This is a genomic window from Nocardioides guangzhouensis (assembly GCF_004519545.1).
GTDB classification, from domain to species: domain Bacteria; phylum Actinomycetota; class Actinomycetes; order Propionibacteriales; family Nocardioidaceae; genus Nocardioides; species Nocardioides guangzhouensis.
Map to the genome: position 1 here is coordinate 107,131 of NZ_SDKM01000004.1, position 25,584 is coordinate 132,714.

Here is a 25,584-nt window from a genome sequence, read left to right on the forward strand (position 1 = left end):
GCTCACCGGCTGGTGACGTCGGTCCACTCGGTCAGCCAGTCCTGCCGGTGCTCGGCGATCGCGGCCGGGTCGACGGCGTACGGCTGGTCGGGGGTGACCGCGAACCGCTCCCAGTCCTTCGGGAGGACGACCCCGTCGGCGACCGGGAAGACGTACATGCTGTCGGGCAGCGCCGCCTGCACCTCGTCGCTGAGCAGGAAGTCCACGACCTTCTGCGCGCCCTCGGGGTTCTTCGCGTTCTCGAGCACCCCGGCGTACTCCACCTGGCGGAAGCAGGTGTCGAGCAGCGCGGCGGTCGTCGACCGGCCGGTCTTCTTGTCGACCGTGAACGCCGGCGAGGTGTCGTAGGAGACCACGATCGGACGGGTGCCCTTCTCGGCGCCGCCGGTGAAGTCGACGAAGTAGGCGTCGTTCCAGCCGCTGGTGAGCTTGGCCCCGTTGGCCATGAGCCGCGACCAGTAGTCCTGCCAGCCGTCCTCGCCGTACTGGGCGATGGTGGCGAGCAGGAACGCCATGCCGGGCGAGCTGGTGGGGGCGCCGGGCACCACGAGCTGGTCCTTGTACGCGGGGTCCGCGAGGTCGTCGAGCGTCTTCGGCGGGGCCTGGTCGTGCTCCTGGTACCAGGCGGTGTCGACGTTGACGCAGACCGACGCCTGGTCGACCGGCGCCAGCCGGTCGCTGCCCTCGTCGAGTGCGTAGGCGTCGGCTCCGGCCGGCAGCCGCGCGTCGTACTTCGCGAACACGTCCGCGTCGAGCGCCCGGGAGGCGAAGGTGTTGTCGACCCCGAACGCGACGTCACCGATCGGGTTGTCCTGGGTGAGCACGAGCTTGTTGGTGAGCGCGCCCGCGTCCCCGGACGGCCGGACGTCGAGGGTCAGCCCGGTGTCCTGCTCGAACTGTTTCTCCAGCTTCTTCGGCAGCGCGAACGACTCGTGCGTCACCAGCACGACCCGGTCGCTGGTGCTGCCGGTGCGCTCGGCCTTCTCGTCCGACGACTCGGTTGCGAGCGTGCACGACGTCAGTGCGAGCGCCGCGAGCGTGCTGATGGTGGTGGCCGTGGCACGGCGGAACATTCCGACTCCCTTCGCCGGTGCTAACCGGATCAGGTCCTGAGGGTCTGCGGCGGATCCGCACTCTCAGCTCTCCCCGGCTCCACACCGCGGGAGGGCTCCCCTGTCTCTCGTGTGCCCAACCTACAACCCCGCCGAGGTGCCCCGAATTGCGGGCCGAGGTGTGAGTTCTTGCGCGCCGAGGCGCCCTTTCTTGCGACACGAGTCAAGGCCGGGCACCTCGACCATCAAGACCGGGCACCTCGACCATCAAGACCGGGCACCTCGGGCTACCGCGAGATCGGGAGCGCCTCGCCCTCGAGCCGGGTCAGCTTGTCGGGGTTCCGCACGAAGTACAGCTCGGTGACCAGGCCGTGGTCGATGCGCAGCTGCACGGTGACCGCGAGCTCGCCGTGGAGCCAGATCCGCAGCGCTGGCAGGCCGTTGAGGTACGTCGAGTCCGCCGCCGTCATCGCCGCCATCCCTTGTGCGGAGGTGGCGCCGATGAAGCGGGCCACCTTGTCCCGGCCCTGGATCGGCCGGAGCGCCGCCTGCGCCTTGCCCCCGCCGTCGGTGAGCAGCACGCAGTCCGGGGCGAGCAGGTCCATCAGGGCCTGCAGGTCCCCACCGGCCGCGGCCGCCATGAACCGCTCGACGACCTGCCCCACCTCGTCGGGGGCGGTGAGCCCGGGTCGCCGGGCCTGCACGTGGCTGCGGGCCCGGCTCGCGACCTGCCGGACCGCCGGCTCGGACTTGTCGACCGCGGCCGCGATGTCGGCGTACCCGAACCCGAAGACCTCGCGGAGCACGAACACCGCGCGCTCGGTCGGGGTCAGGCTGTCGAGCACCCGCAGCATCGCCATCGACACCGCCTCGGTCAGCTCCACGTCCTCGGCGACGTCGGGGGCGGTGAGCAGCGGCTCCGGCAGCCACGGGCCGACGTACGTCTCGCGCCGGCGCTGGAGCGTGCGCAGCCGGTTGAGCGCCTGCCGGGTGGCGATCCGTGCGAGGTACGCGCGCTCGTCGCGCACCGTCGACCGGTCCACCTCCGACCAGCGCAGCCAGGTCTCCTGCACCACGTCCTCGGCGTCGGCCACCGACCCGAGCAGCTCGTAGGCGACGGTGAACAGCAGCGCGCGGTGCTGCTCCCAGGGATCGGGGGTGCTCATGCGGGGTCCCCGCGGAAGCCTTCGCCGGCGGAGCGCAGCGGGGGAGGCGAAGGGTTTCGTGGGGTGTTCATGCGCCCAAGGGTGCCAGCGAGCAGGAGTCGGCGTAGCCCTGGCTGGCCAGGCCGAGCGCCGCGTTCATCCGGGCCCGCTCGTTCTCGACGGCGACCATCTTGGTCAGCTCGACCACGGCCTCGACGCCCAGCTGGTCGGTGAGCTTGTCGACCATCCAGTCGGTGACCCCGAGCGGCGTGGTGCTCATCGCCTCGGCGTACTCCATGACGTCGCGCTCGAGGTCGGTGAACACCTCCGCATCGCGCCACGTCGGGACCTGGCGCACCTTCTCCAGGTCGAGCCCGTCGTGGTGGGCCATGAAGTACCCGAAGTCCAGGCACCAGCCGCAGCCCACGGTCGCGGCGGCGGTCATCACGGCGTACGCCTTGAGGTGCGGGTCGAGCCGGTCCCAGGTGGCGGCCTTGCGCTCGAACGCCAGCGTGGCCTTGAGGATCGGCTTGTGGTGGAACAGCGTGTAGGCGACGTCGGGGACCTCGCCGAACGTGCGCCTCGTGAACGCCACCAGCAGGCGGCCGTAGGGCCCGGTCAGCTCGGCCTTGGGGATCCGGAAGGTGCTGGGCACGGTGGTGCTCCTCGCGGTGCGGGGCCCGGTGCGGGCCCGTTCACCCACCAGACACCGGGCGGGGCGGATCTGTGACAGCCCGCCGATGTTCGCGCCGCTGGTTGAGGAGCGAGCGCAGCGAGCGTCTCGAAACCAAGCCCGAGAGATCCTCCGGTGGTTTCGAGACGGTCGCAGAACGACCTCCTCAACCACCGGAAGACGCCCCGGCCCGCACCTCCTCAACCAGCGCAGGACACCGCGGCCCGCACCTCCTCAACCAGCGGTGGTGTCAGGTGCCGAGGTAGGCCTTCGCGAGGTAGCTCACGAAGTGGTAGACCCCGTCCTCGCTGGGCGCCAGCGGGCCGGGCTCGAAGTGCGGTGCCTTCATCCCGCGCTGCACCGACTCGCACGCGGCCCAGTCCTGACGGTTGGTGAGGTCCCAGAAGTCCACGGCGTACGTCGGGTCGAACCCCTCGGCGTTCGCGACGTCGGACGGGAACGCCCACGAGCAGCGGATCCGGGTCCGGTCGGGCGTGAGCGGCGTGAGCAGGTGGGTCATCACGTAGTCGGGGTGCAGGCTGATCAGCAGGTTCGGCAGCACCGCGACGTACATCACCGTGCGCTGCTCGTGCTCGGAGAGCTTCTGGATCGCGACGCCGCCGCTGCGGCCGTCCAGCGACATCGTCTGGGCGTCGGCGCGGAGGTCCATCCAGCCGCCGACCCAGTTGCCGTCCTTCTCGATGTTCTCGCCGCTCTCGGGCGGGCTCACCCGGCACAGCTCCGGGTGGATCATCGAGCAGTGGTAGCACTCCTGGTAGTTCTCGATGATCACCTTCCAGTTGGCCGCCACGTCGTACTCGTGCGAGACGGGGGTGACGAAGCCGGCCGCGCCGTACGGCGCCACCACGGCCTCGAGCTCGCCGATGTGCTCCTCGAACGGGATGCCGCGACCGGTCCGGTCGACGAACACCCAGCCGTGCCACTCGCGCACCTCGACCGGCTTGAGGCCGAGCGCCGGCTTGTCGAGCTCGGCGCCACGGTGCCCGGGCGCGCCGATCAGGCTGCCGTCGAGGCGGTAGCTCCAGGCGTGGTAGGGGCAGACGATCGCCTTGGTCTGCTGGGACCCGCCGCAGGGCATCAGCTCGTGGCCGCGGTGCCGGCAGGCGTTCTCGAAGCCACGGAGCACGCCGTCCCCGTCGCGGGTCAGCAGCACGCCGTACTCACCGACGGACTCGGCGCTCATGCCGCCGGCCGCGATGTCGCTGGAGCGGCCGAGGCACTGCCAGCCACCGAAGACGTGCTCGCGCTCCCACGCCAGCACCGCGTCGTCGAGGTAGGACCCGCGCGGCAACATTCGGCTGGAGCCGAACGGCGCCAGGGCGCGGTGGACCTGCTCGACGTCGACCGGTGCGGGGGGAACGGTTCCGGTGACCAGCATGTGCGTCTCCCTCTGTCATTGAACGGCCATTCAAGCCTAGGCCTCGCCGGTGAACACGTCGAGCCTCCCCGCCTCCTTCTCGCCGCGGGTGAACCAGCGGTAGAGCAGGTAGCCGCCCACCACGGCGAGCACCGAGGCCAGCAGGAGCAGGGTGGTGAGCGCGTTGAGCGCGGGCGTCGGCGCGGCGCGTGCGGTGTTGTAGACCTTGACCGACACCGGCTCGGTCGAGGAGTCGCCGGACAGGTAGCGGACGATCACGAAGTCGTCGATCACGTCGGCGAACACCAGCACCGCGCTGGCGAAGATCGCGGGCACCAGCATCCGCATCAGCACCCGGCGTACGGCGCCACCGGGCGAGGCGCCGAGGTCGACCGCGGCCTCTTCGTAGTCGCTGCCGATGGTGAGCAGACGCGCCCGCACGATCACCACCGGGTAGGCCAGCTGGTAGGTGACCAGGCCGATCACCTGTCCGCTGGTGCCGAGCCCGACCGGGGTCGACACCACGGTCACCACGAACAGCAGCGACACCGCGATCAGGATCTCGGGCAGCACGAACGAGATCAGCACGACCACGTCGGCGCCGGACGGGACGCGCCCCCGCCACCGGTCCAGGCCCAGCGCCATCGCGACGCCGAGGGGGACGGTGATCGCCGTGGCCAGCAGGCCGAGCAGAAGTGTGTGGGTGAGCGCGGTGTGCAGGCTGGCGTCGTGCCACACCGATCGGAGCGGGTCGCCGTAGTACCACCGCATCGAGAAGCCCTGCCAGTTGGTGCGTGAGCGGCCGTCGTTGAAGGAGAACAGGACCGCCACCAGCACCGGGACCAGCGACCACACCAGGTAGAGGAAGGTGATCAGCATCAGCCCGTAGGGCCTGCGCCACGGGTTGCGGTACCAGCGGAGGCTGCTCATTCGGGGTCTCTGCGCACAGCGGTGCGAAGCGCGCACGTGCGTGGGGTGATCATGACGCCGTGTCCTCGGCGGTGCGGGTGTAGCGGACGTAGAGCACCATCGGCAGGATCGAGACCAGCAGGATCAGCAGCACGAAGGCACCGGCCTGCCCGGTCTGGCCGGGGGTGAGCACCGAGTTGTTGATCAGGTTGCCGATCATCGAGGTCTCCGGCGAGCCCGAGAGCAGGTCGGTGGTGAAGTAGTCGCCGAGCATCGGCACGCTGGTCACCAGGACACTGGCGACGACCGCCTGCCGGCTCAGCGGCCAGGTGACCCGGCGGAACGTCTCCCACCGGCTGGCGCCGAGGTCGCGCGCGGCCTCGAGGGTGGCGGCGGGCATCCGGTCCAGGCCCGCGAACAGCGGCAGGATCATGTACGGCACGTAGCCGTAGACCAGCCCCATCACCACGGTCTCGGGCTGGCCGCCCAGCCAGTTCACGTGCACGTCGAGCAGCCCGCCGAGGCTGAGCGCCTTGTTGAACAGCCCGTCGGTCTGCAGCAGGTTCACCCAGGCCAGCATCCGCATCATGTAGCTGATCCAGAACGGCGCGATCAGGGCGGCGAGCAGCGCGCCCTTCCATCGGCCGGCGAACCGGGCCGTGTAGTAGGCGACCGGGTAGGCGATCACGAGGCAGAGCAGGCTGGCCACACCGACGTACACGACCGTGCGCAGCAGGGCGGGTCGGAAGAAGGCGTCCTGGCCGACGATGTGCTGCCAGACGTACTCGAACTGGGTGAAGTCCCAGTAGACGGGGTTCCAGACCGGGACCGGCTGGCGCAGGATCGGGTCGACGCCGCCGAACAGGATCGCCAGCACCACGTAGAACGGCGCGACCAGGAGCAGGCCGAGCCAGACGATGCCGGGGATCGCAAGAGCCGGCCAGAGGAGGCGGGTCCCACCGCGCGCGCCCCGCTCAGCCACCTGCCTTGAACTCCTGCCAGATCTGGTGGTACGCCGCGTCCGCCGCCGCCGGCAGCTGCAGGAGGGGCACGCCGACGTCGAAGGCCTTCTCGGTCACCACGGCGCTGGCGAGGTTCTCCGGCACGTAGCCCTTCGACACCAGGGTCTCGGGAGTGAAAGCGGTCAGCGGCGGCTGGTAGCCGGTGAAGCCGAAGTTGGTCTCGGCGATCTTTTCGTCCAGGAGGTCGTTGATGAAGAAGTGCGCGGCGACCGGGTTCTTCCCCTGGGCCAGGCAGACGACCAGGTCGTTGTCGACCTCTCCGACCCCGTCCTCGGGGAACCAGTAGCGCATGATGTCGATCGACTTGCTCTTCGGCAGGTAGTACTGCGTGTTGATCGCGTCCCCGGACCACATCTGGCACAGGCCGTACTGCCCGGCGGGCAGCTCGGTGTACATGCTGATGGTGACCTTCGGGTTCATCGTGTCCTGCAGCTCGAGCATCTGCTTGCGGACCATCGCGATGTCGTCGGGGTCGGTGCTGTTGATGTTCGTCTGGCCGTTGCGCAGCAGCACCATGGCCATGGCGGTGTGCCAGTCGTCGAGGATGGCCAGGTTGCCGGCGTACTGCGTGTCCCAGAAGCAGTCGTAGGGGTTGTCGAGCGCCGCGATGTCGTCGGAGATCTTGTCGGTCCGCCAGCCGATGCCGGTGCTGTAGATCGTGTACGGCACGGTGTAGCGCGACCCGCGGTCGTACCACGGGTCGCGGAAGCCGGGCCAGAGGTTGCCGGCATTGGTCAGGTAGTCGTGGTTGAGCGGCCGCAGCAGGTCGGCCTGCACCAGACGGCCCAGCGAGTCGTAGCTCGGGAAGTACAGGTCGAAGTCGAGGTTCCCGGCGGCGATCTTGGTGAGAGCCTCGTCGGCGTCGTTGAAGGTCGACAGCCGGATGTCCACGCCGTACTGCTTCTCGAAGTCCTTGATCATCCGCGGTGAGAGGTAGTCGGCGTAGTTGTAGATCCGCAGCGTGCTGCCCCGCTCCGGCCGCAGCCCGGACTCGATCGCCGGGTTCTTCTTGCTGAGGTCCCAGGTGATCGGGTTGTCGGGCGCGGGGATCTTCTCGGTGCCCCCGCCGCCGGCGGACGACGTCCCGTTGCCGCCGCAGGCCTGGAGAAGCGGAGCCAGCGCGAACGCCGCCAGCCCACCCTTGAGCACGGACCTGCGCGCGACCTCGGAGCGACCCGAGATCCCTGGACGGCGCTCCGGCATCGACCCTCCCACGGGGTTCCGAACCTTGTTACCCGTCGTCACGGTCGCATAGACTGAACAATCAGTCAATGACCTCGATGCGTCGTACCGACCGATCCGGGAGCCCCGATGACCGCCACCGCGAGCCCGCTGTCCGACGAGCTGTCGGACGAGCTCGACGCCCTGATCGCCGAGGAGACCCGCTCGTTCGTGGCCCGCCAGCCGCAGAGCCGGGCCCACCGGGACCGCGCCGCCCACCTGGCCGGCGGCGCCACCTCGAACTGGCAGATCGCCGAGCCGCAGGCGGTGTGGTTCAGCCACGGGTCCGGCTCGAAGATCTACGACGTCGACGGCATCGAGTACGCCGACTTCCACGGCGGGTACGGCGTGTCCCTGGCCGGGCACGGGCACCCGGCGATCGTGGCCGCGGTCCAGGAACGGGTCACCCGCGGCACCCACTTCGCCCAGCCGACCGAGGACGCGATCGTCGTCGCCGACAACCTCGCCGAGCGGTTCGACCAGCCCCTGTGGCGGTTCGCGAACTCCGGCACCGAGGCGACGATGGACGCGATCCACCTGATGCGCGCGGCGACCGGGCGCGACCGGATCCTCAAGGTCGAGGGCTGCTACCACGGGCACCACGACTCGGTGGAGGTCTCCGTGCTGCCCGAGCCGGACGACGACATCGGACCCCCCGACCGGCCGCACGGCGTGGCCGACAACTCCGGCATCCCCGACGCGATCCTCGACCTGGTCACGATCGTCCCGTTCAACGACCTCGGCGCGGTCGAGCGGGCGCTGGCCGAGCACCCCGACCAGGTCGCCGGCATGATCCTCGAACCGGTGATGATGAACGCCGGGATCATCGACCCCGTCGACGGCTACCTCGCGGGGCTCAAGGAGCTGCTGCACCGCCACGGCGCGCTGCTCACGTTCGACGAGGTGAAGACCGGCCTGACCGTCGGGCCCGGCGGCGTCACCCGCCTGGTCGGCGTCACCCCCGACCTGGTCTGCCTGGCCAAGGCGATCGGTGGCGGGGTGTCGACCGCCGCGATCGGCGGCACCGAGGAGGTCATGTCGCTGATCGCCGACGGGCGGTACGAGCAGGTCGGCACGTTCAACGGCAACCCGCTGGCGATGGCCGCCGCCCGGGCGATGCTGACCGAGGTCCTCACCCCCGCGTCGTACGCGCACCTCGACCGGCTGCGCGACCGGATGACGGTCGGCCTCCAGGACGTGATCGACCGGCACGACCTGCCCTGGCGGGTGGTCACCGCCGGCGCCAAGGGCTGCGTGTCCTTCCTCCCCCACCCGATCCGCAACTTCCGCGACTTCCTGCAGCTCGACGGCCGCTACGGCCAGGCACACTGGCTGGTGCAGGCCAACCGCGGCGCGTTCCTGCCGCCCTGGGGCAAGGTGGAGCAGTGGCTGGTGTCGGTCCAGCACACCGACGAGGACATCGACCGGTTCGTCGCGAACTGCGGCCACCTGGCCTCGCGGCTCACCGCACCAGCCGCCCGATGACGCCGGACCCGACGAGCCGGACCCGATGACCAGGGGCGCCGTGTCGCTGACCGGCCTGACCAAGACGTTCGGCGACGAGGTGGCGGTCGACGGGATCGACCTCGACATCGGGCCCGGCGAGTTCTTCTCGCTGCTCGGCCCGTCGGGGTGCGGCAAGACCACGACGCTGCGCATGATCGCGGGCTTCGAGCAGCCGGACTCCGGGACCATCCGCGTCGACGGTCGCAGCCTGGCCGAGGTGCCGCCGCACAAGAGGCCGGTGAACACCGTCTTCCAGTCCTACGCGCTCTTCCCGTTCCTCACGGTCGAGGACAACGTCGCCTTCGGCCTGCGCTACCAGCGGACCACCAGGGAGGAGGCGCGGCGGCGCGTGGTCGACGCGCTGGAGCACGTGCAGATGGGCGGCTACGCCAAGCGCAAGCCGTTCCAGCTCTCGGGCGGCCAGCAGCAACGGGTGGCGCTGGCCCGGGCGCTCGTCCTCGAGCCGATGGTGCTGCTGCTCGACGAGCCGATGGGCGCCCTCGACGCCAAGCTGCGCAAGCAGCTCCAGATCGAGCTGCGCTCTCTGCAGCAGGAGATCGGCACCACGTTCGTCTACGTCACCCACGACCAGGAGGAGGCGTTGACCATGTCCGACCGCCTCGCGGTCATGCACCAGGGCCGGGTCATGCAGGTCGGCACCCCGAGCGAGGTCTACTCCCAGCCGGCGAGCTCGTACGTCGCCAGCTTCCTCGGCTCCACGAACCTCTTCCCGGCCACGGTCACCGGCGTGAGCCCCGACGGGCTGGTGTGCCGCGTGCGCTCCCACGAGCTCGCGGTGTCCAAGTGCGAGCACGACCCGGCTGTCGGCGACGAGGTGAGCGTGATGGTGCGCCCGGAGCGGGTCGAGGTCTCCCCGATCGCCGGGGGCGGGCGAGGCGACGCCGACCACGAGGCGGCCAACGTCCTCTCCGGTCAGGTGGAGGCGCTGGTGTTCCGCGGCGCGCACACCGGCGTGATCCTCGACTGCGACGGCCTCCGGCTCGAGGCAGAGGTGCCCAACCACCGGGGCGAGCCGCCGGAGTGGCTGGTCAGCGGGTCGACCGTGCACGCACGGGTCTCGCCGACCGCCCTGCGGGTGCTGGTGTCCTGACGCCGGAGCCGGTCAGGAAAGCCCGAGCTCCTTGACCGCGACCGCGAGCGCGACCCGCTTGGCCATCCCCCGGTCGACGACCGGGTCGTCGAGCGCGACCTGCACGACCAGGCCGTCGAGCAGGGCCGCCCACATCACCGTGAAGCCCTCGACGTCGGGCGCCTCGATCTCGCCGGCCGCCTCGCCCGCCTCGACCACGCGGGCGATCAGCGCCCGCCACTGGTCGTCGAGCTGGGCGCGGTCCTTCTTCACCTCCGGGTGCCGGAACGCCTGGGCCCACAGGTCGAACCACAGCCCCCAGTCGTCGGGCACGTCCTGGGACGCCGGCAGGCAGGCGTCGACGAGGTTCTCGATCCGCGCCCGGAGCGCCGTGGTCTCCTGGAGCATCTCCTCGACCGCGGCGTAGAACGACCGCTCGGACCAGCGCAGCGCTTCGGTCAGCAGGCTGTCCTTGGTGCCGAAGTAGTAGATGACGAGTGCTGGACTGGCGCCGACCCGCGCGGCGACGTCCGCGATCCTGGTGTCGGAGAAGCCGCGCTCGGCGATGAGGCGGGCCGCGGCGGCGAGCATCTGGTCGCGCCGTACGTCCGCGACGGCCTCCGCCTGCTGCTTCACGTCTGTCATCCGACAGACCTCCGAATCCTGTTGCCCGAGTGCTTGTCGGGCACCGTAGCACGCCCATAGACTGAACAGTCAGTCAGGACCAAACCGGCCCTCACAGGAGCGGGAGACGCGATGTCCCACGACGGCAGGGCGTGCCGGATGCCCGGGCGCGGCACCACCGGGGAGCGGTGACGTCGCCCGCGGTCCGGCCACGGCTGCGGCGGATGCTCGAGGGCCGCACGGTCGCGGTGGTCGGCGCCAGCGAGCGGCCGGGCTCTTTCGGCTGGCGGATGGCGACCGAGGTGCTGCGCAGCCCCGGTGTGGAGCGCGCGTGGCTGGTGAACCCCGGCCGTCGCAGAGTGCTGGACCAGCCCTGCCTCCCCTCGCTCGCCGACGTGCCCGATGCCGTCGACCTGGTGCTGCTCGGCGTCCCCGACCACGCCCTGGTCGACCAGGTGCGGCTGGCGTCGGGACGGGGCGACGGCGGGGCCGTAGTGTTCGGCCCCGCGCACGGGCTGCGCGACGAGCTGGTCGCCGCGGCGGACGGCCTGGAGATCTGCGGCGGCGGCTGCATGGGCTTCGTCAACGTGGTGCGCGGGGTCCGGGCGATCGGCTACCTGGAGCCGGACCCGGTGCCGGCGGGCCCGATCGCTCTGGTCACCCACTCGGGGTCGGTGTTCTCGGCCCTGCTGCGGACCCACCGGCGTCTGGAGTACTCCCTCGCGGTCTCGTCCGGCCAGGAGCTGGTGACCACGACCGCCGACCACCTTGCCTACGCGCTCACGCTCCCGGAGACCCGCGTCGTCGGACTGGTGCTGGAGACGCTGCGGGACGCACCCGCGATGCGCGCGGTGCTCGCCGACGCGGCGGCCCACGACGTGCCCGTGGTGGCGCTGACCGTGGGCACCTCGACCCGCGGCCGGGCGCTGGTCGACGCCCACTCCGGCGCCGTGGCCGGCTCGGACGCCGCCTGGGAGGCGCTGTTCGCGGCGTACGGCGTGCACCGGGCCGACGACCTCGCCGAGCTCGTCGACAGCCTCGAGAGCTTCGCCGTAGGACGGCGGGTACGCCGCCCGGGCGGCGGCATCGCGACCGTGCACGACTCGGGTGCGGAGCGGGTGCTGGCCTCCGACGTGGCCGAGCGGCTCGGCGTACCGTTCGCTCCCCTGTCCCCCACCACCACCGAACGGCTGGCGGCGCTCCTCGAGCCCGGCCTCGAGCCGACCAACCCGCTCGACGTGTGGGGCACCGGCAACGACTCCGAGGACGTGCTGGCCGACTGCCTGACCACGCTCGCCGACGACCCGGGCGTCGACGTGGTGGCACTGGCGATCGACCTGGTTCCGGAGTACGACGGGGACGAGTCCTACCCCAAAGCGCTGGCCCGGCTCGCCGACCACACCGACAAGCCCGTGGTAGTGCTGTCGAACCTCTCCTCGGCCGTCGACGGGCCGCTCGCGGCCGCCCTGCGCGCCCGCGGGATCCCGGTGCTGGAGGGGACCCGGTCCGGCCTCCGGGCGCTCGGCCACCTCCTCGACCACGCCACCCGACCCACCCCGCCGGCCGCCGACGTGGACGTCGTCCGGCAGGCTCGCTGGGCAGCCCGCCTGCGCGCCGGGGAGGTGGACCCGTTCGCGTTGCTGGCCGACTACGGCGTCCCGGTGGCCCGGACGCTCGTGGTCGACGACGAGGCCGCAGCCGTGGCGGCCGCAGCGGAGGTCGGTCACCCCGTCGTGCTCAAGACCGCGGACCCCGACGTCCACCACAAGCTCGAGGTGGACGGCATCCGCCTGCACCTCGGCGACGGCGCCGCGGTCGCCGCGGCGTACGCCGACCTGGCCGGACGTCTCGGCCCGTCGGTGACGGTGCAGCCCGAGGTGCCGACGGGCGTCGAGGTGGCGCTCGGGCTCTGGCGCGACCCGCTGCTGGGCCCCCTGGTCCTGGTCGCGGCGGGCGGGTCGCTGGTGGAGCTGCTCACGGAGCGGTCGGTGGCACTGCCGCCGATGGACGCCGACCGGGCCGCCGGTCTGGTCGCCCGGCTGCGCCTCGCCGAGCTGCTGGCCGGCTACCGCGGCGGTGCTGCCCTGGCCTCCGACGCCCTGGTCGACGCGGTCGTCGCCTTCGGCCGGTTGGCCCACGAGCTCGGCGACCTGCTGGAGGCGGTCGACGTCAACCCGCTGGTCGTCGGCCGGGACGGAGTCACCGCGGTGGACGTGCTCGTCGTACCGCGCCCTGCCTGACACCGCAGCGATGCCGCTTGGCACCATCGGACGCATGACCATCGAGCTGCACCCCCTCACTTCCGACGACCTGGAGCTCGTCGAGCTCGCACGCCGTACGGTCGACGAGAACTCGGACGGCGACACCGGCGTGCACACGATGGGCGCGGCGGTGAGGGCGGTCGACGGACGCACGTTCGCCGGGATCAACCTCCACCACTTCACCGGCGGCCCCTGCGCCGAGCTGGTCGCGCTGGGGCATGCCCGTGCCAGCGGCGCCCGCGACCTCCTCACCATCGTCGCCGTCGGTGACCGTGGTCGCGGCGTCCAGGCGCCGTGCGGCCGGGACCGCCAGGTGCTCGCGGACTACCACCCCGGCATCCGCGTGATCGTCCCCACCGAGGACGGCCCGATGAGCGTGCGGGCGTCGGACCTGCTCCCGCTGGCCTACGTGGCACCAGCGGAGTGAACGGCGCGGCCCGGCACCGCTGACCGAACGATCAGGAGGCGGTCTCGGGGAACGGCAGCGCGATCGGGTCGGGGGCCAGCCGACTGCGGCCGTGCTCGTCGAAGCGGTCCAGCCCGAGGTCGGAGACGTCGAGCAGGTCGGTCGTGCCGTCCACGGCCAGGTCGGCGGCGGCCCTGGACACGCCGGGCCCCCACATCATCCCGTGGCCGCCGGCTGCCGCCACCGTGGTGCCGGCGACCGGGCCGTCGTCGTCGACCAGGGGGCCGAGGATCGGCAGGTGGTCGGGGGTGTAGTCGATCGTGGCGGCCCAGGTCCGGCGCAGGCCGAGGTCCGCGGTGACCGGGAGCAGCGAGGCGATCCGCGGGCGCACCTTCTCGAAGTACGACCAGTCGAACTCGCCGGCCTCGCCCGGCCGCTCGTCGGGGTTGCTCATCCCCCACATCACGCCTCCCTCCTCGGGGCGCCAGTAGACCCCGGACGCGACGTCGAAGACCATCGGCAGCCGGTCCGGCGCGAGGTCGGGGTGCGGTTGCGTGACCACCACCTGGTGGCGGGCACCACCGGCCGGGATGCGCACACCGGCAGCCCGACCGACCGCAGCGAGGGTCGGGCCACCGGTGAGCACCACGCGCCCGGTCGCGATCTCGCCCCCGGTGGTGGCGACGCCGGTCACCCGGTCGCCGTCCCGGAGCAGCCCGGCGAACGCCGTGCGCTCGAGCACCCGCACGCCGGCGGCGAACAGCGCGGCGGTGTAGGCGAGCACGTTGCGCGGCGGGTCGATGTAGCCGTCGCCCGGCGCGTACGACCCGCCCATCGTCATCCCGCGGGCCATCGCCGGGTTGAGGTCGTCGAGCTCGTCGGGCCCGACCCAGCGGACGTCGAGACCGAGGGCCTGCTGCATGGCGATCCGGGCGTGCGCCTCGGCCACCTCGTGCTCGGAGAAGCACGGCATGAAGTAGCCCTGCGCGACGAAGCCGGAGTCGATGCCGAGCCGCTCCTGCTGGCCGGCGTAGAACGAGCGGCTGAACAGACCGAGCCGTACGGCGGCCTCCGTGCCGCCCTGAGCGCGCACCATGCCGGCCGCCCGCGGGCTGGCGCCGGCCCCGAGGGTGCGCTGCTCGACCAGCACCACGTCGGTCAGTCCGGCCTGGCGCAGGAACCATGCGCACCAGGCACCGATCGTCCCGCCGCCGACGACGACGGCGTCCGCAGTACGCGGCCAGGCGCTGGTCACGCCTGCGAGCGTCGCATAGACTGAACAGTCAGTCAATGACCCGTGAGGTGGCTGCATGTACGGACTGACTCCCGAGGACCTCGACCTCCAGGCCCGGGCCCGCGGGTTCACCGACGAGCTGATCGGGTTCGAGCTCGAGGCGGAGACCCACGACGGCGCGCTCCCCGCGGAGCTGACCAAGGCGCACCACGAGCGGGCCGTCGAGCTGGGACTCACCGCCACCAACATGCCGGCCTCCGTCGGTGGCCGCGGCTGCACGACGCTCCAGCAGGTCCTCGTCCAGGAGCAGGTGGGCCGCGTGACCAACGGGATCGCCTGGTGCTGCTCGACGCCACCGTCGTGGTGGCCGGAGGTCGCGAACGACCTGCAACGCGAGCGCTGGTTGCTGCCGACCGTGCGCGGGGAGATGGAGGAGTGCTACGCGATCACCGAGGAGGGGGCCGGCTCCGACGTCGCCGACCTCACCGCGACCGCGCGGCGGGAGGGCGACGACTACGTGCTCGACGGGGTCAAGTGGCACGTCACGTCGTTCAACGAGGCGGACTACGTGTTCTTCCAGGCGGTGCTCACGACCGGGCCGCACGCCGGCGACCAGGCGTTGTTCGTGGTCGACAAGGACGCACCCGGGGTGCGGGTCGTCCGCACGCCGGCGTACACCCACACCCTCGGGCACGCGCACCCGATCGTCGCCTTCGAGGGCGTGCGGGTGCCGGCCACGCACCTGGTAGGCAGCGAGGCGGACGGGATGTCGTTCGTCTACGAGTGGTTCCGCTTCGAGCGGCTGATGGTCGCCTCGCGCTGCCTCGGTGCCGCGGAGCGGCTGGTCGACGAGACCACCGCGTTCGCCCGGGACCGCATCGTCGGCGGGCAGCCGCTGATCGAGCGCCAGCTGGTGCAGGGGATGCTCGCGGACAGCCTCACCGAGCTCTTCGCAGCGCGCTCGATGGTCTACGAGACCGCCCGTTCGGTCGACGAGGGCGTCGACACCAAGGTGCTCCACGCGCGGTGCTCGATGGTGAAGCTCTACGCCTCCGAGATGGCGGGCCGGGTCGCCGACCGTGCCGTCCAGGTGTTCGGCGGGCGCGGCTACATGCGGGAGAACGTCGCCGAGCGGTTCTTCCGCGAGCTGCGGGTCGAGCGGATCTGGGAGGGCGCCAGCGAGGTGCAGCGGGTGATCGTGGCCGACCAGCTCGCCAAGCGGGGACGTGCCGCGCTGGTGTGACCGCGTGGTGGGTGGTTTCGAGACGGGCTCGTTCCTCGCCCTCCTCAACCACCGATCGTGTAGACCACGCCGTCGTCGGAGCCGGTGGCGCGCAGCTCGCCGCGGGCCACCAGCAGCTCGAGGTGCGCCCGGGTCTCCAGCGTGGCCAGCGCGGCGTTGAAGAGGTCGAGGTCGTCGAGCGCGTGCTCGTGCCGGGTCCAGGGCAGCTGCCGAGCCACGTCGTACGCCGTGCCGGCGTCGCGGGCGACCGCCGTGCGGCACAGGTCGAGTCGGACGTCGTGATGGGCGACCAGCTCGTCGATGCGGTCGTGGGTCGACGGGGCCACCGGGCCGTGGGCCGGCAGCAGCGTGAGGTCAGGCATGGCGCGGACCTTGGCCAGCGAGCCGAGGAAGTCGCCGAGCGGCTGCTCCGCGAGCACCGGCTCGAAGCCGATCGACGGCGTGATCCGCGGGAGCACGTGGTCGCCGGCGAACAGCAGCCTGGCGGCCCGGTCGGCGAACACGAAGTGGCCCTGGGTGTGCCCGGGCGTGTGCACGGCGTCGAGGGTGCGGCCGCCCACCGGGATCGGATGGTCGCCGTCCAGCCAGGCGTCCGGGTAGGCCCACACCGACAGGTCCGGCCTCATGTCTTTCGAGTAGCGCTCCCACGCCAGCGCGATCCGGGCGGCGCCCGCGTCGCGCAGCACCTGCACGTGCGGGTCGGCGGTCGAGGCCTCCGGGTCGAGGATCAGGTCGAGGGTCGGCTTGTCGCCCAGGCCGAGGCTGACGTGCGACCCGAACTCGCGGCGCACGGTCACGGCCTGCGTGTAGTGGTCGCGGTGCACGTGGGTGACCAGGAACCGGGTGATGTCACGCAGCCCGCGGCCGAGGTCGGCGAGCGACTTCTCGAGGAGCTGCCGGGACTCGTCGATGGCCCAGCCACCGTCGACCAGGGTCAGCCCCTCGTCGGTCTCCAGCACGTAGACGTTGACCGCGCGCAGCCCGTCCATCGGGAGCGGCAGCGGGATCCGGTGGACGCCGGGCGCCACCGGCCACGCGCCGGGCTCGGTCCAGTGCGGCGCGTTCTCGCTCGGGGTCGCGTCTGCTGCGGTCACGGCACCGACCCTAGGCGCTGGGGCCCGCGTGGTCGTACGACGATCGGGGTAGGGCGCGACGGCGACACCCTGGTCGTCGAGCTCACCGGCAAGTCGGGGGTGGACCACGTGATCGAGATCGACGACGCGCTGGTCCTGGCGGCGATCGACGTCCTGCGCCGACGGCGCAGCCGGTCCGACGCCGCCCTGCTGGCCTACAGGGAGGGCAGGCGGTGGCGGCGCCCGGAGCCGGCCATGGTCAACGAGTACGTCCGTCAGGTGACCGGACTCGAGGTCAGTGCCAAGGACTTCCGCACGTGGCACGCCACCGTGCTCGCGGCGGTCGCCCTCGCCGATGCCGACGAGGCCGGTGACACCGCAGCCTCCCGGAAGGGGGCGGTCGCGACGGCGATGTCCGAGGTCGCCGCCTAGCTCGGCAACACCCCGACCGTGGCGCGCGGATCGTACGTCGACCCGCGGGTGCTCGACCTCTACGAGCAAGGACGCACGATCACGCCGTCGTCCTGCCGGAGCCGCCTCGAGCCCGAGGAGCAGCGGGCCGCCACCGAGCGCGCCGTGCTGCGTCTGCTCAGATCCGCGTGAGCAGCGACGTCCAGACGCCGGATCCGGCCGTCGAAGGGGGCTGCAATCGCGATATCCGCAGGGTTGCTTCGGGTTACGGTCGACATGGTCGGGAATTCCGGTCTGGACCAATGAAATCGGTTGTCGGAATTCCGAGACAAAGCCTTGCCCGATGAGTCAGAGTAGGTCGTGCCCCGCAGGTGACCCGAGACGCCTGCGGGGCGCTTGCATTTCCGGACGCCGATCGGCGACCGGGCAGACTCATCCCGCCGGGTCGTAGGTGCCGCTGACAGCAGTCCAGCCTGCCGGCGGGTCCTCCCCCGTCCGGCCGTCGACGGCCTCGCGGAGCAGGTCCGCGTGACCCGTGTGGCGGCCGTACTCCTCGAGCATGTCGCAGACCAGCCGACGCAGGCTGGCGTGCTCCCCCTGGGACGTCGACGCGTGCACCGGCTGGCCGAGGCCACCGTCGGCCAGGGCAGCGGCCAGCCGCTGCCGGGACCGCACGACGGCGCCGTCCCATAGCGCGTAGAGCTGCTCCGGCGCGTCGTCGGCCGCCGAGCCGAGCTCCCAGTCGTTGCTGCCGTCCCAGCCCAGCGAGGCCCAGGGCTCCCCCACCGGCTCCCCCCTCATCCTGGCGGTGAACTGGTAGTCCTCCGCCGCGGCCAGGTGCTTGAGCAACCCGCCCAGGGTGAGGGTGGACGCACCGACCGTCACGGCCAGGCCGGCGACGTCGAGACCGTCGGCCTTCCAGCGGAACGTGGCGCGCAGCCGCTCGAGCGCGCCGAGCAGGTGCTCGGCCTCGGTGCCGGCCAGGGGCGGCTCCCACGGGGTCGCGTCCTCGGTCATGGACCCCGACCGTAGTCCGGGCCGCCGACAGACCACACTGGAGCCATGACCCCGGCTCCCCACGAGACGCTCGCCGACGGCTCGCGGGCGGTGGTCCTCGACGGCGGCCTGTCCAACGCCCTCGAGGAGCGCGGCCAGGACCTCAGCGGCGCGCTGTGGACCGCCGGCGTGCTGCGCGACCGTCCCGAGGACGTCGCCGCCGTGCACCGGGCCTACTACGAGGTCGGCGCCCGGGTGGCGACGACAGCGAGCTACCAGATGAGCGTGCCCTCGCTGACCGCGGCCGGCGCCGGCCGGGCCGAGGCCGAGGGCCTGCTGGGCCGGAGCGTCACCGTCGCCCGTGCGGTCCGGGACGCGCTCGCCGCCGACGGCGTACGCCGCTGGGTGGCGGCCTCGGTCGGGCCGTACGGCGCGGTCCTGGCCGACGGCTCCGAGTACCGCGGTCGCTACGGCCTGGGCTTCGCCGCGCTGCGCGACTTCCACCTCCCCCGGCTCGAGGTGCTGGCCGCGGCGGGCCCCGACCTGCTCGCGGTGGAGACGATCCCCGACGTGGACGAGGTGGCGGTGCTGGCCGGGCTGCTCGACGAGATCGGCCTTCCGGCGTGGGTCTCGCTGTCCATCGACGGCGACCGGACCCGGGCCGGGCAGCCGCTCGCCGACGCGCTGGCCGTCGCGGCGGCCCCGACCTGCGTGGTGGCGGTCGGGGTCAACTGCTGCGCGCCCGGGGACGTGCTGCCCGCGGTGGAGCTGGCCGTCGCGACCGGCAAACCCGCGGTGGTCTACCCGAACAGCGGCGAGGACTGGGACGCGACGGCGCGGGACTGGACCGGCGGGTCGTCGTACGACGTCGCCCTGGCCGTCGACTGGGTCCGGGCCGGCGCGGCGTACGTCGGCGGCTGCTGCCGCGTGGGCGCAGACCAGGTGGCCGCGCTGGCTGCCTCGATCGCCCGCCACGGGTGAGCTCACGCGAGGAAGTCGCGCACCACGGCGGACACCTCGTCGTGGAACTCGTCGAAGAAGCCGTGCCGCCCGCCCGGCATGATCACCACCCGGCTCACGGGGATCAGCCCGGCGATCAGCTCGGCGTTCTCCACGGGCGCCATCCGGTCCTCGTCACCGTGCAGCAGCAGGGTCGGCGCGGTGACCCGTGGCAGGTGGTCGACCGCGTCGTGGTGGGCGCTCACCCGCAGGTGCAGGCCCTGCGCCCGCTTGGTCATGCCCGGGTCGCCGAGCAGGTGGCTGCGCCGGCCGGGGCGGAACCAGGCCGCGGTGTACATCAGGTCCAGCAGCGCCCGGCGGCGCGCGTCCGGGTCGGGCTGCGCCAGCGACCGCCGTACGTCGGCGTCCCGCTCCAGCCCCAGCGTGCCGCCGGGCGAGGTGCAGGCCAGCACCAGCCGCTCGACCCGGTCCGGAGCCTCGGCCGCCAGCAGCTGCCCGACCCGGCCGCCCATCGAGGTGCCGTACACCCGGGCCACCGGTGCGCCGCAGGCGTCGAGGACCGCGGCCGCGTCGGCGGCGAAGAGCGCGGTGGACCACGACGGGTCCTCCTCGGCGGCGGTGGCGCCGGTGCCGCGGTAGTCGAACGTGATCGTGCGGTACGCCGGGAAGTCGTCGCGGAGCCCGGTCCACCAGGCATGGGAGTTCGCCTGGCCCTGGAGCAGCAGCAGCGGCGGCCCGTCCTCCGGCCCGGACTCCTGCACGGCGAGCCGCGTGCCGTCGGGGAGGGGCACCTCCCGGGTCCGGAGCGGGGGCGCGTCGTCCATGGGGCCACCCTCTCGCGGCTACGACAAGCAGTCAGCCCGCGAGCAGCTTCTCCATCGTGGCGATCTCGCGCTGCTGGGTGCGCCTGATCTGAGTGGCCAGGCGTCGGGCAGGGAGGTACTGCCCCTCGGCGAGGTGCTCCTCGGCCATGTCCACGGCGTCCTCGTGGTGCTCGATCATCAGCTCGAGGAACCGCTCCTGGAACTCGGCGTCGGAGGCCTGCTCGAGCTCCTCGACGTCCTCGGCCATGTCCTTCATCTCGTCGCTGGCCGCGCCGCCGTGCCCGCCGTGGGAGTTCACGTGGTCGCGGATGGTCTCCGGGATCGGCTCGCCCCACTCCGCGAGCCAGTCGACCATGGTCTCGGTCTCCGGGACCTGGACGGTCATGATCCGCTCGGCCAGCGTCTCGACCGCCGGGTCGAGCGGCCGCCCACGGGTCAGGTCGACCATGCGCCCCGCGCCGGCGTGGTGGGGGATCATCCCGGTCGCGAACGCCACGTCCGCGGCGTTGTGCTCGGTCCTCGACGGCGTGGGTGCAGCGTCCTCCTCCCTCGCGTCGCCGCCGCAGCCGGCGGCGAGCAGGGTGGTGGCCGCCACGAGGGCTGAGGTCATCGGTCGGGCGAGCATGGGCCCGAGCCTACGGGCGCTCCCGTCAGGCCTCGGTGCGGGAGCGGGCCGCGCGCATGCGCAGGTCCCGGTCCGGGTCGGCGGGCGTGCAGCACGCCTGTCCGCGGGTCCGGTCGCGGAACCGCACGGCCAGCGCACCCACGACGACCAGGAACCCGACCAGCACCAGCAGCACGGCCACGGCATCTCCTCCCGACGCCTCCAGTGTGGCGCGGGAGGGGACGCCGCGGCGAGCCCTGTCCGGTCCGGGTCACCCCTCCAGCGGGGCGGCCGCCTCGGGACGCAGGTCCAGCCGCCGCAGCAGCTGGGCGTTGAGCGCGACCACGATCGTGGAGGCGGACATGAGGATCGCGCCCACCGACATCGGCATCACGAACCCGATCGGCGCCAGGACGCCTGCGGCCAGCGGCACCGCTGCCAGGTTGTAGCCGGCGCCCCAGGCGAGGTTCTGGACGCTCTTGCGGTACGTCGCCCGCGAGAGCTCGATGACCGACAGCACGGACCGTGGGTCGTCGGAGGCGAGGATGATCCCCGCCGAGCCGATCGCCACGTCGGTGCCGGCGCCGATGGCGATGCCCACGTCGGCCTGGGCCAGCGCCGGGGCGTCGTTCACGCCGTCGCCGACCATGGCCACGTGCCGGCCCTCGTCCTGCAGGGCGCGCACCGTGTCGGACTTGTCCTCGGGGCGGACGCCTGCGAAGTACCGGTCGATCCCGAGCTGGTGCGCGACCGAGGCCGCCACCGCCTCGGCGTCACCGGTGATCATCACGACCTCGACGCCGCGGCGGTGCAGGGCGTCCACCGCAGCCCGCGACTCGGGTCGGACCTCGTCGGCCAGGGCCAGCGCCCCGACCACCGTGCCGTCGACGACCACGTGCAGCACGATCCGTCCCTCGCGGCGCCAGGCCTCGACCGCGTCGAGCTCGGCCGCGCCCTCCTCCTCGAGGAGCGCCGGGCCGCCGACCCTCACCCGCGCACCGTCGACCACGGCGGTGACACCGACGGCCGGAGACGATGCGAAGTCGGTGGCTGCCGGCAGGTCGAGCCCGCGCTCGGTGGCCGCGCGCACGATGGCCCGGGCCAACGGGTGCTCGGAGTCGGACTCGGCCGCGGCAGCGAGCCGCAGCAGCACATCTGCGTCGAGACCGGCGGCCGCGGCGGGCGCGACCTCGGTCACCGTGGGCCGGCCCTTGGTCAGCGTGCCGGTCTTGTCGAAGAGGACGGTGTCCACGGTCCGCATCGCCTCCATCGAGAGCCGGTCCTTGACCAGCACGCCACCCCGGGCCGCGCGCTCGGTGGCGATCGACACCACCAGCGGGATGGCCAGGCCGAGGGCATGGGGGCAGGCGATCACGAGCACGGTGATGGTGCGCATCACCGACTCGTCGGGCATGCCGAGCAGGGTCCAGACGATGGCCGTGACGACGCCGGAGCCGAGGGCGAGCCAGAACAGCCATCCGGCGGCGATGTCGGCCAGCCGCTGCGCCCGCGAGGACGAGGCCTGCGCCTCGGCGACCAGGCGCTGGATGCCGGCCAGCGCAGTGTCGTCACCCGTCGCGGTGATCTCGACCCGCAGGCCCGAGTCCGTGGCGACGGTCCCGGCGACGACCTGGTCGCCCACGTCACGCCGTACCGGCCGCGACTCGCCGGTGATCATCGACTCGTCCATCGACGCGGAGCCGTCGACGACCCGGCCGTCCGCGGGCACCCGGGCGCCGGGCCGGACCACGACCACGTCGCCGACCCCGAGGTCGCCGGGGGCCACGGTGACGACCTGGTCACCCTCGACCCGCTCCGCCTCGTCGGGCAGCAGCGCGGCCAGGGAGTCGAGGGCCGAGGTGGTCTGGGCGAGCGAGCGCATCTCCAGCCAGTGACCGAGCAGCATGATCACGACCAGCAGCGCGAGCTCCCACCAGAAGTTCAGCGTGTGGTGGAGCAGGCCGAGCGTGGCGCCCCACGACGCCACGAACGCGACGGTGATCGCGAGCGCGATGAGGAGCATCATCCCGGGCTTGCGGGACCGGATCTCGGCCAGGCCGCCGGTGAGGAACGGCCGGCCGCCCCACGCGAAGACCACGGTGCCGAGCACCGGCGACACCCAGGTCACCCAGTGCGGGCCGGGGACCTCGTAGCCGACCAGCATCGCGAAGCTCTCCGAGAGCAGCACCGTGGGCAGGGCCAGCACGAGGTTGGCCCAGAACAGGTGGCGGAACATCGCGACGTGGTCGCCGTGGCCGGCGTGACCTCCGTGGTCGCCCGGGCCCCCGTGCTCGCCATGACCACCGTGCGCCTGGTGGTGGTCCTGGGCGTGCCCGTGGTGAGCGGTCCCCGCGTGGACGTCGCCGGGTTGGGTCTGGTCCTGCACGGAAGTCATCATCGCCCCTCGTTCCGGATCGTTGTCAGGATACCCCTAGGGGGTATATGCGCCGACAACTCCCGGCCGACGATCATTGTTCCCGTCCACGCCGCACGGTGCCGGACTTGCCAGAACGGCAACGAGGTTTGCGATCTGTGCCGGAGAGCGCGCACGATCGTGGCCGACGTACGACGGAGCAGGGAGCGCGCAGGTGACCGACGCGGAACAACCGCAGGACGGCCCGACCGGGCACGAGTTCGACCAGCCCTACTGGGAGGAGCACTGGCGACGCACACCCGGCTCCGGAGCCCGGCAGGCGGTCCCGGCCAACCCGTACGTCGTCGCGGAGACCGGGCAGCTCGCGCCGGGAACGGCGTTGGACGCCGGCTGCGGCGAGGGCGCCGAGGCGATCTGGCTCGCCTCGCAGGGCTGGCAGGTCACGGCGGCGGACATCTCGTCCTCGGCCCTCGCGACCGCCGCCGCCCGTGCCGACGAGAGCGGCCTCGCCGGACGGATCACGTGGGTCGAGGCGGACCTGACCACGTGGGAGCCCGGCAGGCTGCTGGACCTGGTCACCACCAGCTACGCCCACCCCGCGATGCCGCAGCTGGCGTTCTACGACCGCGTCGCCGACTGGGTGGCGCCGGGCGGGACGCTCCTGGTCGTCGGCCACCTGCACGGGCCGGGGCACGGGCCGGGGCACGGGTCGGGTCACGGGTCGGGTCACGGGTCGGGTCACGGGTCGGGTCACGGGCACCCGCCGGCCGAGGCGACCGTCTCGCTCGCATCGATCACCGACCGCCTGGACCCGCGGACGTGGGAGGTGGTCACCGCCGAGGAGCACGCCCGCTCCGTCACCACCCCCGGTGGCCGGCAGGTCCCCCTCCACGACGTCGTTGTCCGGGCTACCCGGCGAGCCTGAGACTCGCGCGCGGCCTCAGCGCGGCCGGCCGTACTTCGTTGCGGTCGGTCCCACCGTCCGCACGTTCAGCGGCATCACCCGCACGCGGTAGGAACCTCCGCTCCGCAGGTGGTCGATCCGGAGGTACCTGCTGCTGGTGCGGCGGCGGTGCTCTCCGCCCTCGGCTCCGCGCCGCTTCCAGGACACGACGTACGCCGTCGCTCTTCGCGAGGCCGTCCACCGGGCGACGAGCCGGTGCCTCCCGGACGTCAGGGTGAGGGAGACCGGGCCGGGCGCGGGCTTCCGCGGCCGGCTCGGCACCGTGTTCGAGAAGGTCTCGGAGACCGCCGTGCCCTTCGCCGCCTGGAGCCGGAAGCGGTACTCGTGGTAGTTCGTCAGCCCGGTGGCGGTCCACGTCGTCGTCGGCCAGGGGACGGCGTACGGCAGCCTCGTCCATGGCTCTCCCGCGGTGGCGTCGCGCAGCCACACGACGACGCTCTCCGCGCCCGGCGGGAGCGTCCAGGCCAGCCGGACCCGGCCATCCCCGGCCACCGCGGAGAGCACGGCCGGGCGGCTCGGGCCGTTGGGGACGACCGGCAGCGGCCGCGGGTAGGGCGTGCCGACCCCGAGCGCGCCCAGAGCATCGGCCACCCCCGCCGCCAGCTTCACCTCCCCCGTCGCCGAGAGGTGAGCGACGTCGTAGGTGTCCACGTTCTCGACGAAGCCGGTGCCGGTGTCGGCCGCCACGACCCGCGACTCGTCGGAGCTGAGCTCGGCTGCCAGCGCGGGAAGCACTGCGTTGTACTCGGAGACACCGGCGAACCAGGTCTGGGGCAGCGCGGACAGCACCACGTCGACCGTCGGGTCGGCGGCCCGTGCGTCGGCCACCAGGGTGCGGGCCTCCTCGACCACGGTCTGCGGCGAGGAGTCCTGCCAGACCAGGTCGTTGATCCCGAGAGCCTCGACGACGACGTCGGGGCGGCAGGGCGTCACCAGGTCCCCGATCGGGTGGTCCTGCTCGGCGAAGGCCATCCCCCAGCGGGCGGCGTGGTCGCGGTCGAACACGGGGTCGGCGTACGCCTGCGAGCCGAACCGGTCCGCCTGCCGGTCGAACAGGTCGTCGCGGGGGCCGACCAGGTCCACTCGGGCTCCGGACCCGGTGAGGTGCTTCCAGAGCCGGTAGCGCCAGGTCCAGTCGCCGGACGATCCCTGGGCCACCGAATCACCGACGACCAGGATCGAGGTGGCCTCGGGGTCGGTCGCCTGCCGGCAGGCCGGCGGGACGGACCGCGCGGGGCGGACGTCTGCCAGCACGCCCGCAGCAGCCAGCGTCATCGTGAGTGCGGCGACCAGCGCCGTTCGCGCTGTCGTCACGTGCGACCCTCCCAGCCCGTCCGGCCAGACGATAACCCGGAGACCGCGGCGGTTCGGGCAGTTCACGCGAAGTGGACCACCGAGCCACCGGCCGGGCCGGTGGGTAAGGTGCAGGCCATGCCTCAGGACGAGCTGGACCCCGCCGCCAACACCGAGATGTTCCAGGCCTTCGTCGACCGGCCGGAGCCCGAGGAGTCGCGGGCCAGCCGCTCGTGGGTGGTCCTCGCGGCCGCCGCCGCGGTCGTGGTGGTCCTGTTGGTGCTCGCCTGGATCCTCCTGGGCTAGGTCCCGTCCGGCGGA

The 25,584-nt window shown here is 72.5% G+C and carries 26 protein-coding genes and 1 riboswitch; of the genes, 10 read left to right on the top strand and 16 right to left on the bottom strand.

What is annotated here, in order from left to right:
* Positions 1–2 precede the first annotated feature (2 nt).
* The 7 genes from EKO23_RS04175 to EKO23_RS04205 form a co-directional block, all read right to left on the bottom strand.
* Positions 3–1,073, bottom strand: coding sequence for a thiamine ABC transporter substrate-binding protein (locus tag EKO23_RS04175; protein WP_134714393.1), 1,071 nt, complete (start codon positions 1,071–1,073; stop codon positions 3–5).
* A riboswitch (TPP riboswitch) is annotated at positions 1,063–1,185 on the bottom strand. It overlaps the preceding gene by 11 nt.
* 154 nt (positions 1,186–1,339) lie before the next feature.
* The gene (locus EKO23_RS04180) at positions 1,340–2,218 is read right to left on the bottom strand and encodes an RNA polymerase sigma-70 factor (protein ID WP_134714395.1); all 879 of its coding nucleotides are present in this window, start codon (positions 2,216–2,218) and stop codon (positions 1,340–1,342) included.
* 67 nt (positions 2,219–2,285) lie between these two features.
* Positions 2,286–2,852 carry a carboxymuconolactone decarboxylase family protein gene (locus tag EKO23_RS04185; protein WP_134714397.1) on the bottom strand — a complete coding sequence of 189 codons (567 nt, stop codon included), beginning with the start codon at positions 2,850–2,852 and terminating at the stop codon, positions 2,286–2,288.
* 268 nt (positions 2,853–3,120) lie between these two features.
* The gene (locus EKO23_RS04190) at positions 3,121–4,269 is read right to left on the bottom strand and encodes an aromatic ring-hydroxylating oxygenase subunit alpha (RefSeq protein WP_134714399.1); all 1,149 of its coding nucleotides are present in this window, start codon (positions 4,267–4,269) and stop codon (positions 3,121–3,123) included.
* Between the two features lie 36 nt (positions 4,270–4,305).
* On the bottom strand, positions 4,306–5,178 hold the full coding sequence (locus EKO23_RS04195) for an ABC transporter permease (RefSeq protein WP_217702449.1): 873 nt from the start codon (positions 5,176–5,178) through the stop codon (positions 4,306–4,308).
* A gap of 49 nt (positions 5,179–5,227) precedes the next feature.
* Entirely contained in the window at positions 5,228–6,139 is a 912-nt protein-coding gene (locus tag EKO23_RS04200) for an ABC transporter permease (RefSeq protein WP_134714401.1), read from the bottom strand.
* Positions 6,132–7,382 (bottom strand): polyamine ABC transporter substrate-binding protein, encoded by a 1,251-nt coding sequence (locus EKO23_RS04205; RefSeq protein ID WP_134714403.1) that lies wholly within the window; start codon positions 7,380–7,382, stop codon positions 6,132–6,134. The genes EKO23_RS04200 and EKO23_RS04205 overlap by 8 nt, the downstream gene beginning before the upstream one ends.
* A gap of 108 nt (positions 7,383–7,490) precedes the next feature.
* On the opposite strand from EKO23_RS04205, the gene EKO23_RS04210 reads away from it, so the two are divergent.
* Complete coding sequence (locus EKO23_RS04210) at positions 7,491–8,885, top strand: aspartate aminotransferase family protein (RefSeq protein ID WP_134714405.1); 1,395 nt, start codon at positions 7,491–7,493, stop codon at positions 8,883–8,885.
* Positions 8,886–8,910: 25 nt separating this feature from the next.
* Positions 8,911–10,017, top strand: coding sequence for an ABC transporter ATP-binding protein (locus EKO23_RS04215; RefSeq protein WP_134714407.1), 1,107 nt, complete (start codon positions 8,911–8,913; stop codon positions 10,015–10,017).
* A 12-nt stretch (positions 10,018–10,029) separates the two neighbouring features.
* Here EKO23_RS04215 and EKO23_RS04220 read toward each other — a convergent pair whose 3' ends face one another.
* Positions 10,030–10,641, bottom strand: a complete 612-nt coding sequence (locus tag EKO23_RS04220) for a TetR/AcrR family transcriptional regulator (protein WP_134714409.1) — start codon at positions 10,639–10,641, stop codon at positions 10,030–10,032.
* Between the two features lie 167 nt (positions 10,642–10,808).
* Between EKO23_RS04220 and EKO23_RS04225 the strand changes: the two genes are divergently transcribed.
* Positions 10,809–12,860 (top strand): acetate--CoA ligase family protein, encoded by a 2,052-nt coding sequence (locus tag EKO23_RS04225; RefSeq protein ID WP_217702450.1) that lies wholly within the window; start codon positions 10,809–10,811, stop codon positions 12,858–12,860.
* Positions 12,861–12,894: 34 nt separating this feature from the next.
* On the top strand, positions 12,895–13,308 hold the full coding sequence (locus tag EKO23_RS04230; RefSeq protein WP_134714411.1) for a cytidine deaminase family protein: 414 nt from the start codon (positions 12,895–12,897) through the stop codon (positions 13,306–13,308).
* A 31-nt stretch (positions 13,309–13,339) separates the two neighbouring features.
* Here EKO23_RS04230 and EKO23_RS04235 read toward each other — a convergent pair whose 3' ends face one another.
* Positions 13,340–14,542 (bottom strand): NAD(P)/FAD-dependent oxidoreductase, encoded by a 1,203-nt coding sequence (locus EKO23_RS04235; protein ID WP_134714413.1) that lies wholly within the window; start codon positions 14,540–14,542, stop codon positions 13,340–13,342.
* Between the two features lie 55 nt (positions 14,543–14,597).
* Between EKO23_RS04235 and EKO23_RS04240 the strand changes: the two genes are divergently transcribed.
* Positions 14,598–15,764 (top strand): acyl-CoA dehydrogenase family protein, encoded by a 1,167-nt coding sequence (locus EKO23_RS04240; protein ID WP_134714415.1) that lies wholly within the window; start codon positions 14,598–14,600, stop codon positions 15,762–15,764.
* A 44-nt stretch (positions 15,765–15,808) separates the two neighbouring features.
* On the opposite strand, the gene EKO23_RS04245 is transcribed toward EKO23_RS04240, so the two are convergent.
* A complete protein-coding gene (locus EKO23_RS04245; RefSeq protein ID WP_134714417.1) occupies positions 15,809–16,858 on the bottom strand; it encodes an MBL fold metallo-hydrolase in 1,050 nt (349 codons plus the stop codon).
* Here EKO23_RS04245 and EKO23_RS26045 point away from each other — a divergent pair.
* Positions 16,817–17,269, top strand: a complete 453-nt coding sequence (locus tag EKO23_RS26045) for a hypothetical protein (RefSeq protein WP_281280854.1) — start codon at positions 16,817–16,819, stop codon at positions 17,267–17,269. The genes EKO23_RS04245 and EKO23_RS26045 overlap by 42 nt on opposite strands.
* Before the next feature lie 18 nt (positions 17,270–17,287).
* Complete coding sequence (locus EKO23_RS26050; RefSeq protein ID WP_246050892.1) at positions 17,288–17,440, top strand: hypothetical protein; 153 nt, start codon at positions 17,288–17,290, stop codon at positions 17,438–17,440.
* 240 nt (positions 17,441–17,680) lie between these two features.
* Here the strand turns inward: EKO23_RS26050 and EKO23_RS04255 are convergent, their stop codons facing one another.
* Positions 17,681–18,265, bottom strand: a complete 585-nt coding sequence (locus EKO23_RS04255) for a mycothiol transferase (protein ID WP_134714419.1) — start codon at positions 18,263–18,265, stop codon at positions 17,681–17,683.
* A 45-nt stretch (positions 18,266–18,310) separates the two neighbouring features.
* Here EKO23_RS04255 and mmuM point away from each other — a divergent pair, with 45 nt between their 5' ends.
* A complete protein-coding gene (gene mmuM, locus EKO23_RS04260) occupies positions 18,311–19,225 on the top strand; it encodes a homocysteine S-methyltransferase (protein ID WP_134714421.1) in 915 nt (304 codons plus the stop codon).
* Between the two features lie 2 nt (positions 19,226–19,227).
* Here mmuM and EKO23_RS04265 read toward each other — a convergent pair whose 3' ends face one another.
* From EKO23_RS04265 to EKO23_RS04275, 4 genes are all read right to left on the bottom strand, one after another.
* Positions 19,228–20,028 (bottom strand): alpha/beta fold hydrolase, encoded by an 801-nt coding sequence (locus EKO23_RS04265; protein ID WP_134714423.1) that lies wholly within the window; start codon positions 20,026–20,028, stop codon positions 19,228–19,230.
* Positions 20,029–20,059: 31 nt separating this feature from the next.
* The gene (locus EKO23_RS04270; protein WP_167880319.1) at positions 20,060–20,653 is read right to left on the bottom strand and encodes a DUF305 domain-containing protein; all 594 of its coding nucleotides are present in this window, start codon (positions 20,651–20,653) and stop codon (positions 20,060–20,062) included.
* 25 nt (positions 20,654–20,678) lie between these two features.
* Complete coding sequence (locus tag EKO23_RS25045) at positions 20,679–20,834, bottom strand: hypothetical protein (RefSeq protein WP_167880320.1); 156 nt, start codon at positions 20,832–20,834, stop codon at positions 20,679–20,681.
* A 69-nt stretch (positions 20,835–20,903) separates the two neighbouring features.
* Positions 20,904–23,027, bottom strand: a complete 2,124-nt coding sequence (locus tag EKO23_RS04275) for a heavy metal translocating P-type ATPase (RefSeq protein ID WP_246050893.1) — start codon at positions 23,025–23,027, stop codon at positions 20,904–20,906.
* Positions 23,028–23,220: 193 nt separating this feature from the next.
* Between EKO23_RS04275 and EKO23_RS04280 the strand changes: the two genes are divergently transcribed.
* On the top strand, positions 23,221–23,931 hold the full coding sequence (locus tag EKO23_RS04280; protein WP_134714429.1) for a class I SAM-dependent methyltransferase: 711 nt from the start codon (positions 23,221–23,223) through the stop codon (positions 23,929–23,931).
* Between the two features lie 15 nt (positions 23,932–23,946).
* Here EKO23_RS04280 and EKO23_RS04285 read toward each other — a convergent pair whose 3' ends face one another.
* Complete coding sequence (locus EKO23_RS04285; RefSeq protein WP_134714431.1) at positions 23,947–25,284, bottom strand: GDSL-type esterase/lipase family protein; 1,338 nt, start codon at positions 25,282–25,284, stop codon at positions 23,947–23,949.
* A gap of 117 nt (positions 25,285–25,401) precedes the next feature.
* On the opposite strand from EKO23_RS04285, the gene EKO23_RS25050 reads away from it, so the two are divergent.
* Positions 25,402–25,569 (top strand): hypothetical protein, encoded by a 168-nt coding sequence (locus tag EKO23_RS25050; protein ID WP_167880321.1) that lies wholly within the window; start codon positions 25,402–25,404, stop codon positions 25,567–25,569.
* The last annotated feature ends 15 nt before the right edge of the window (positions 25,570–25,584 follow it).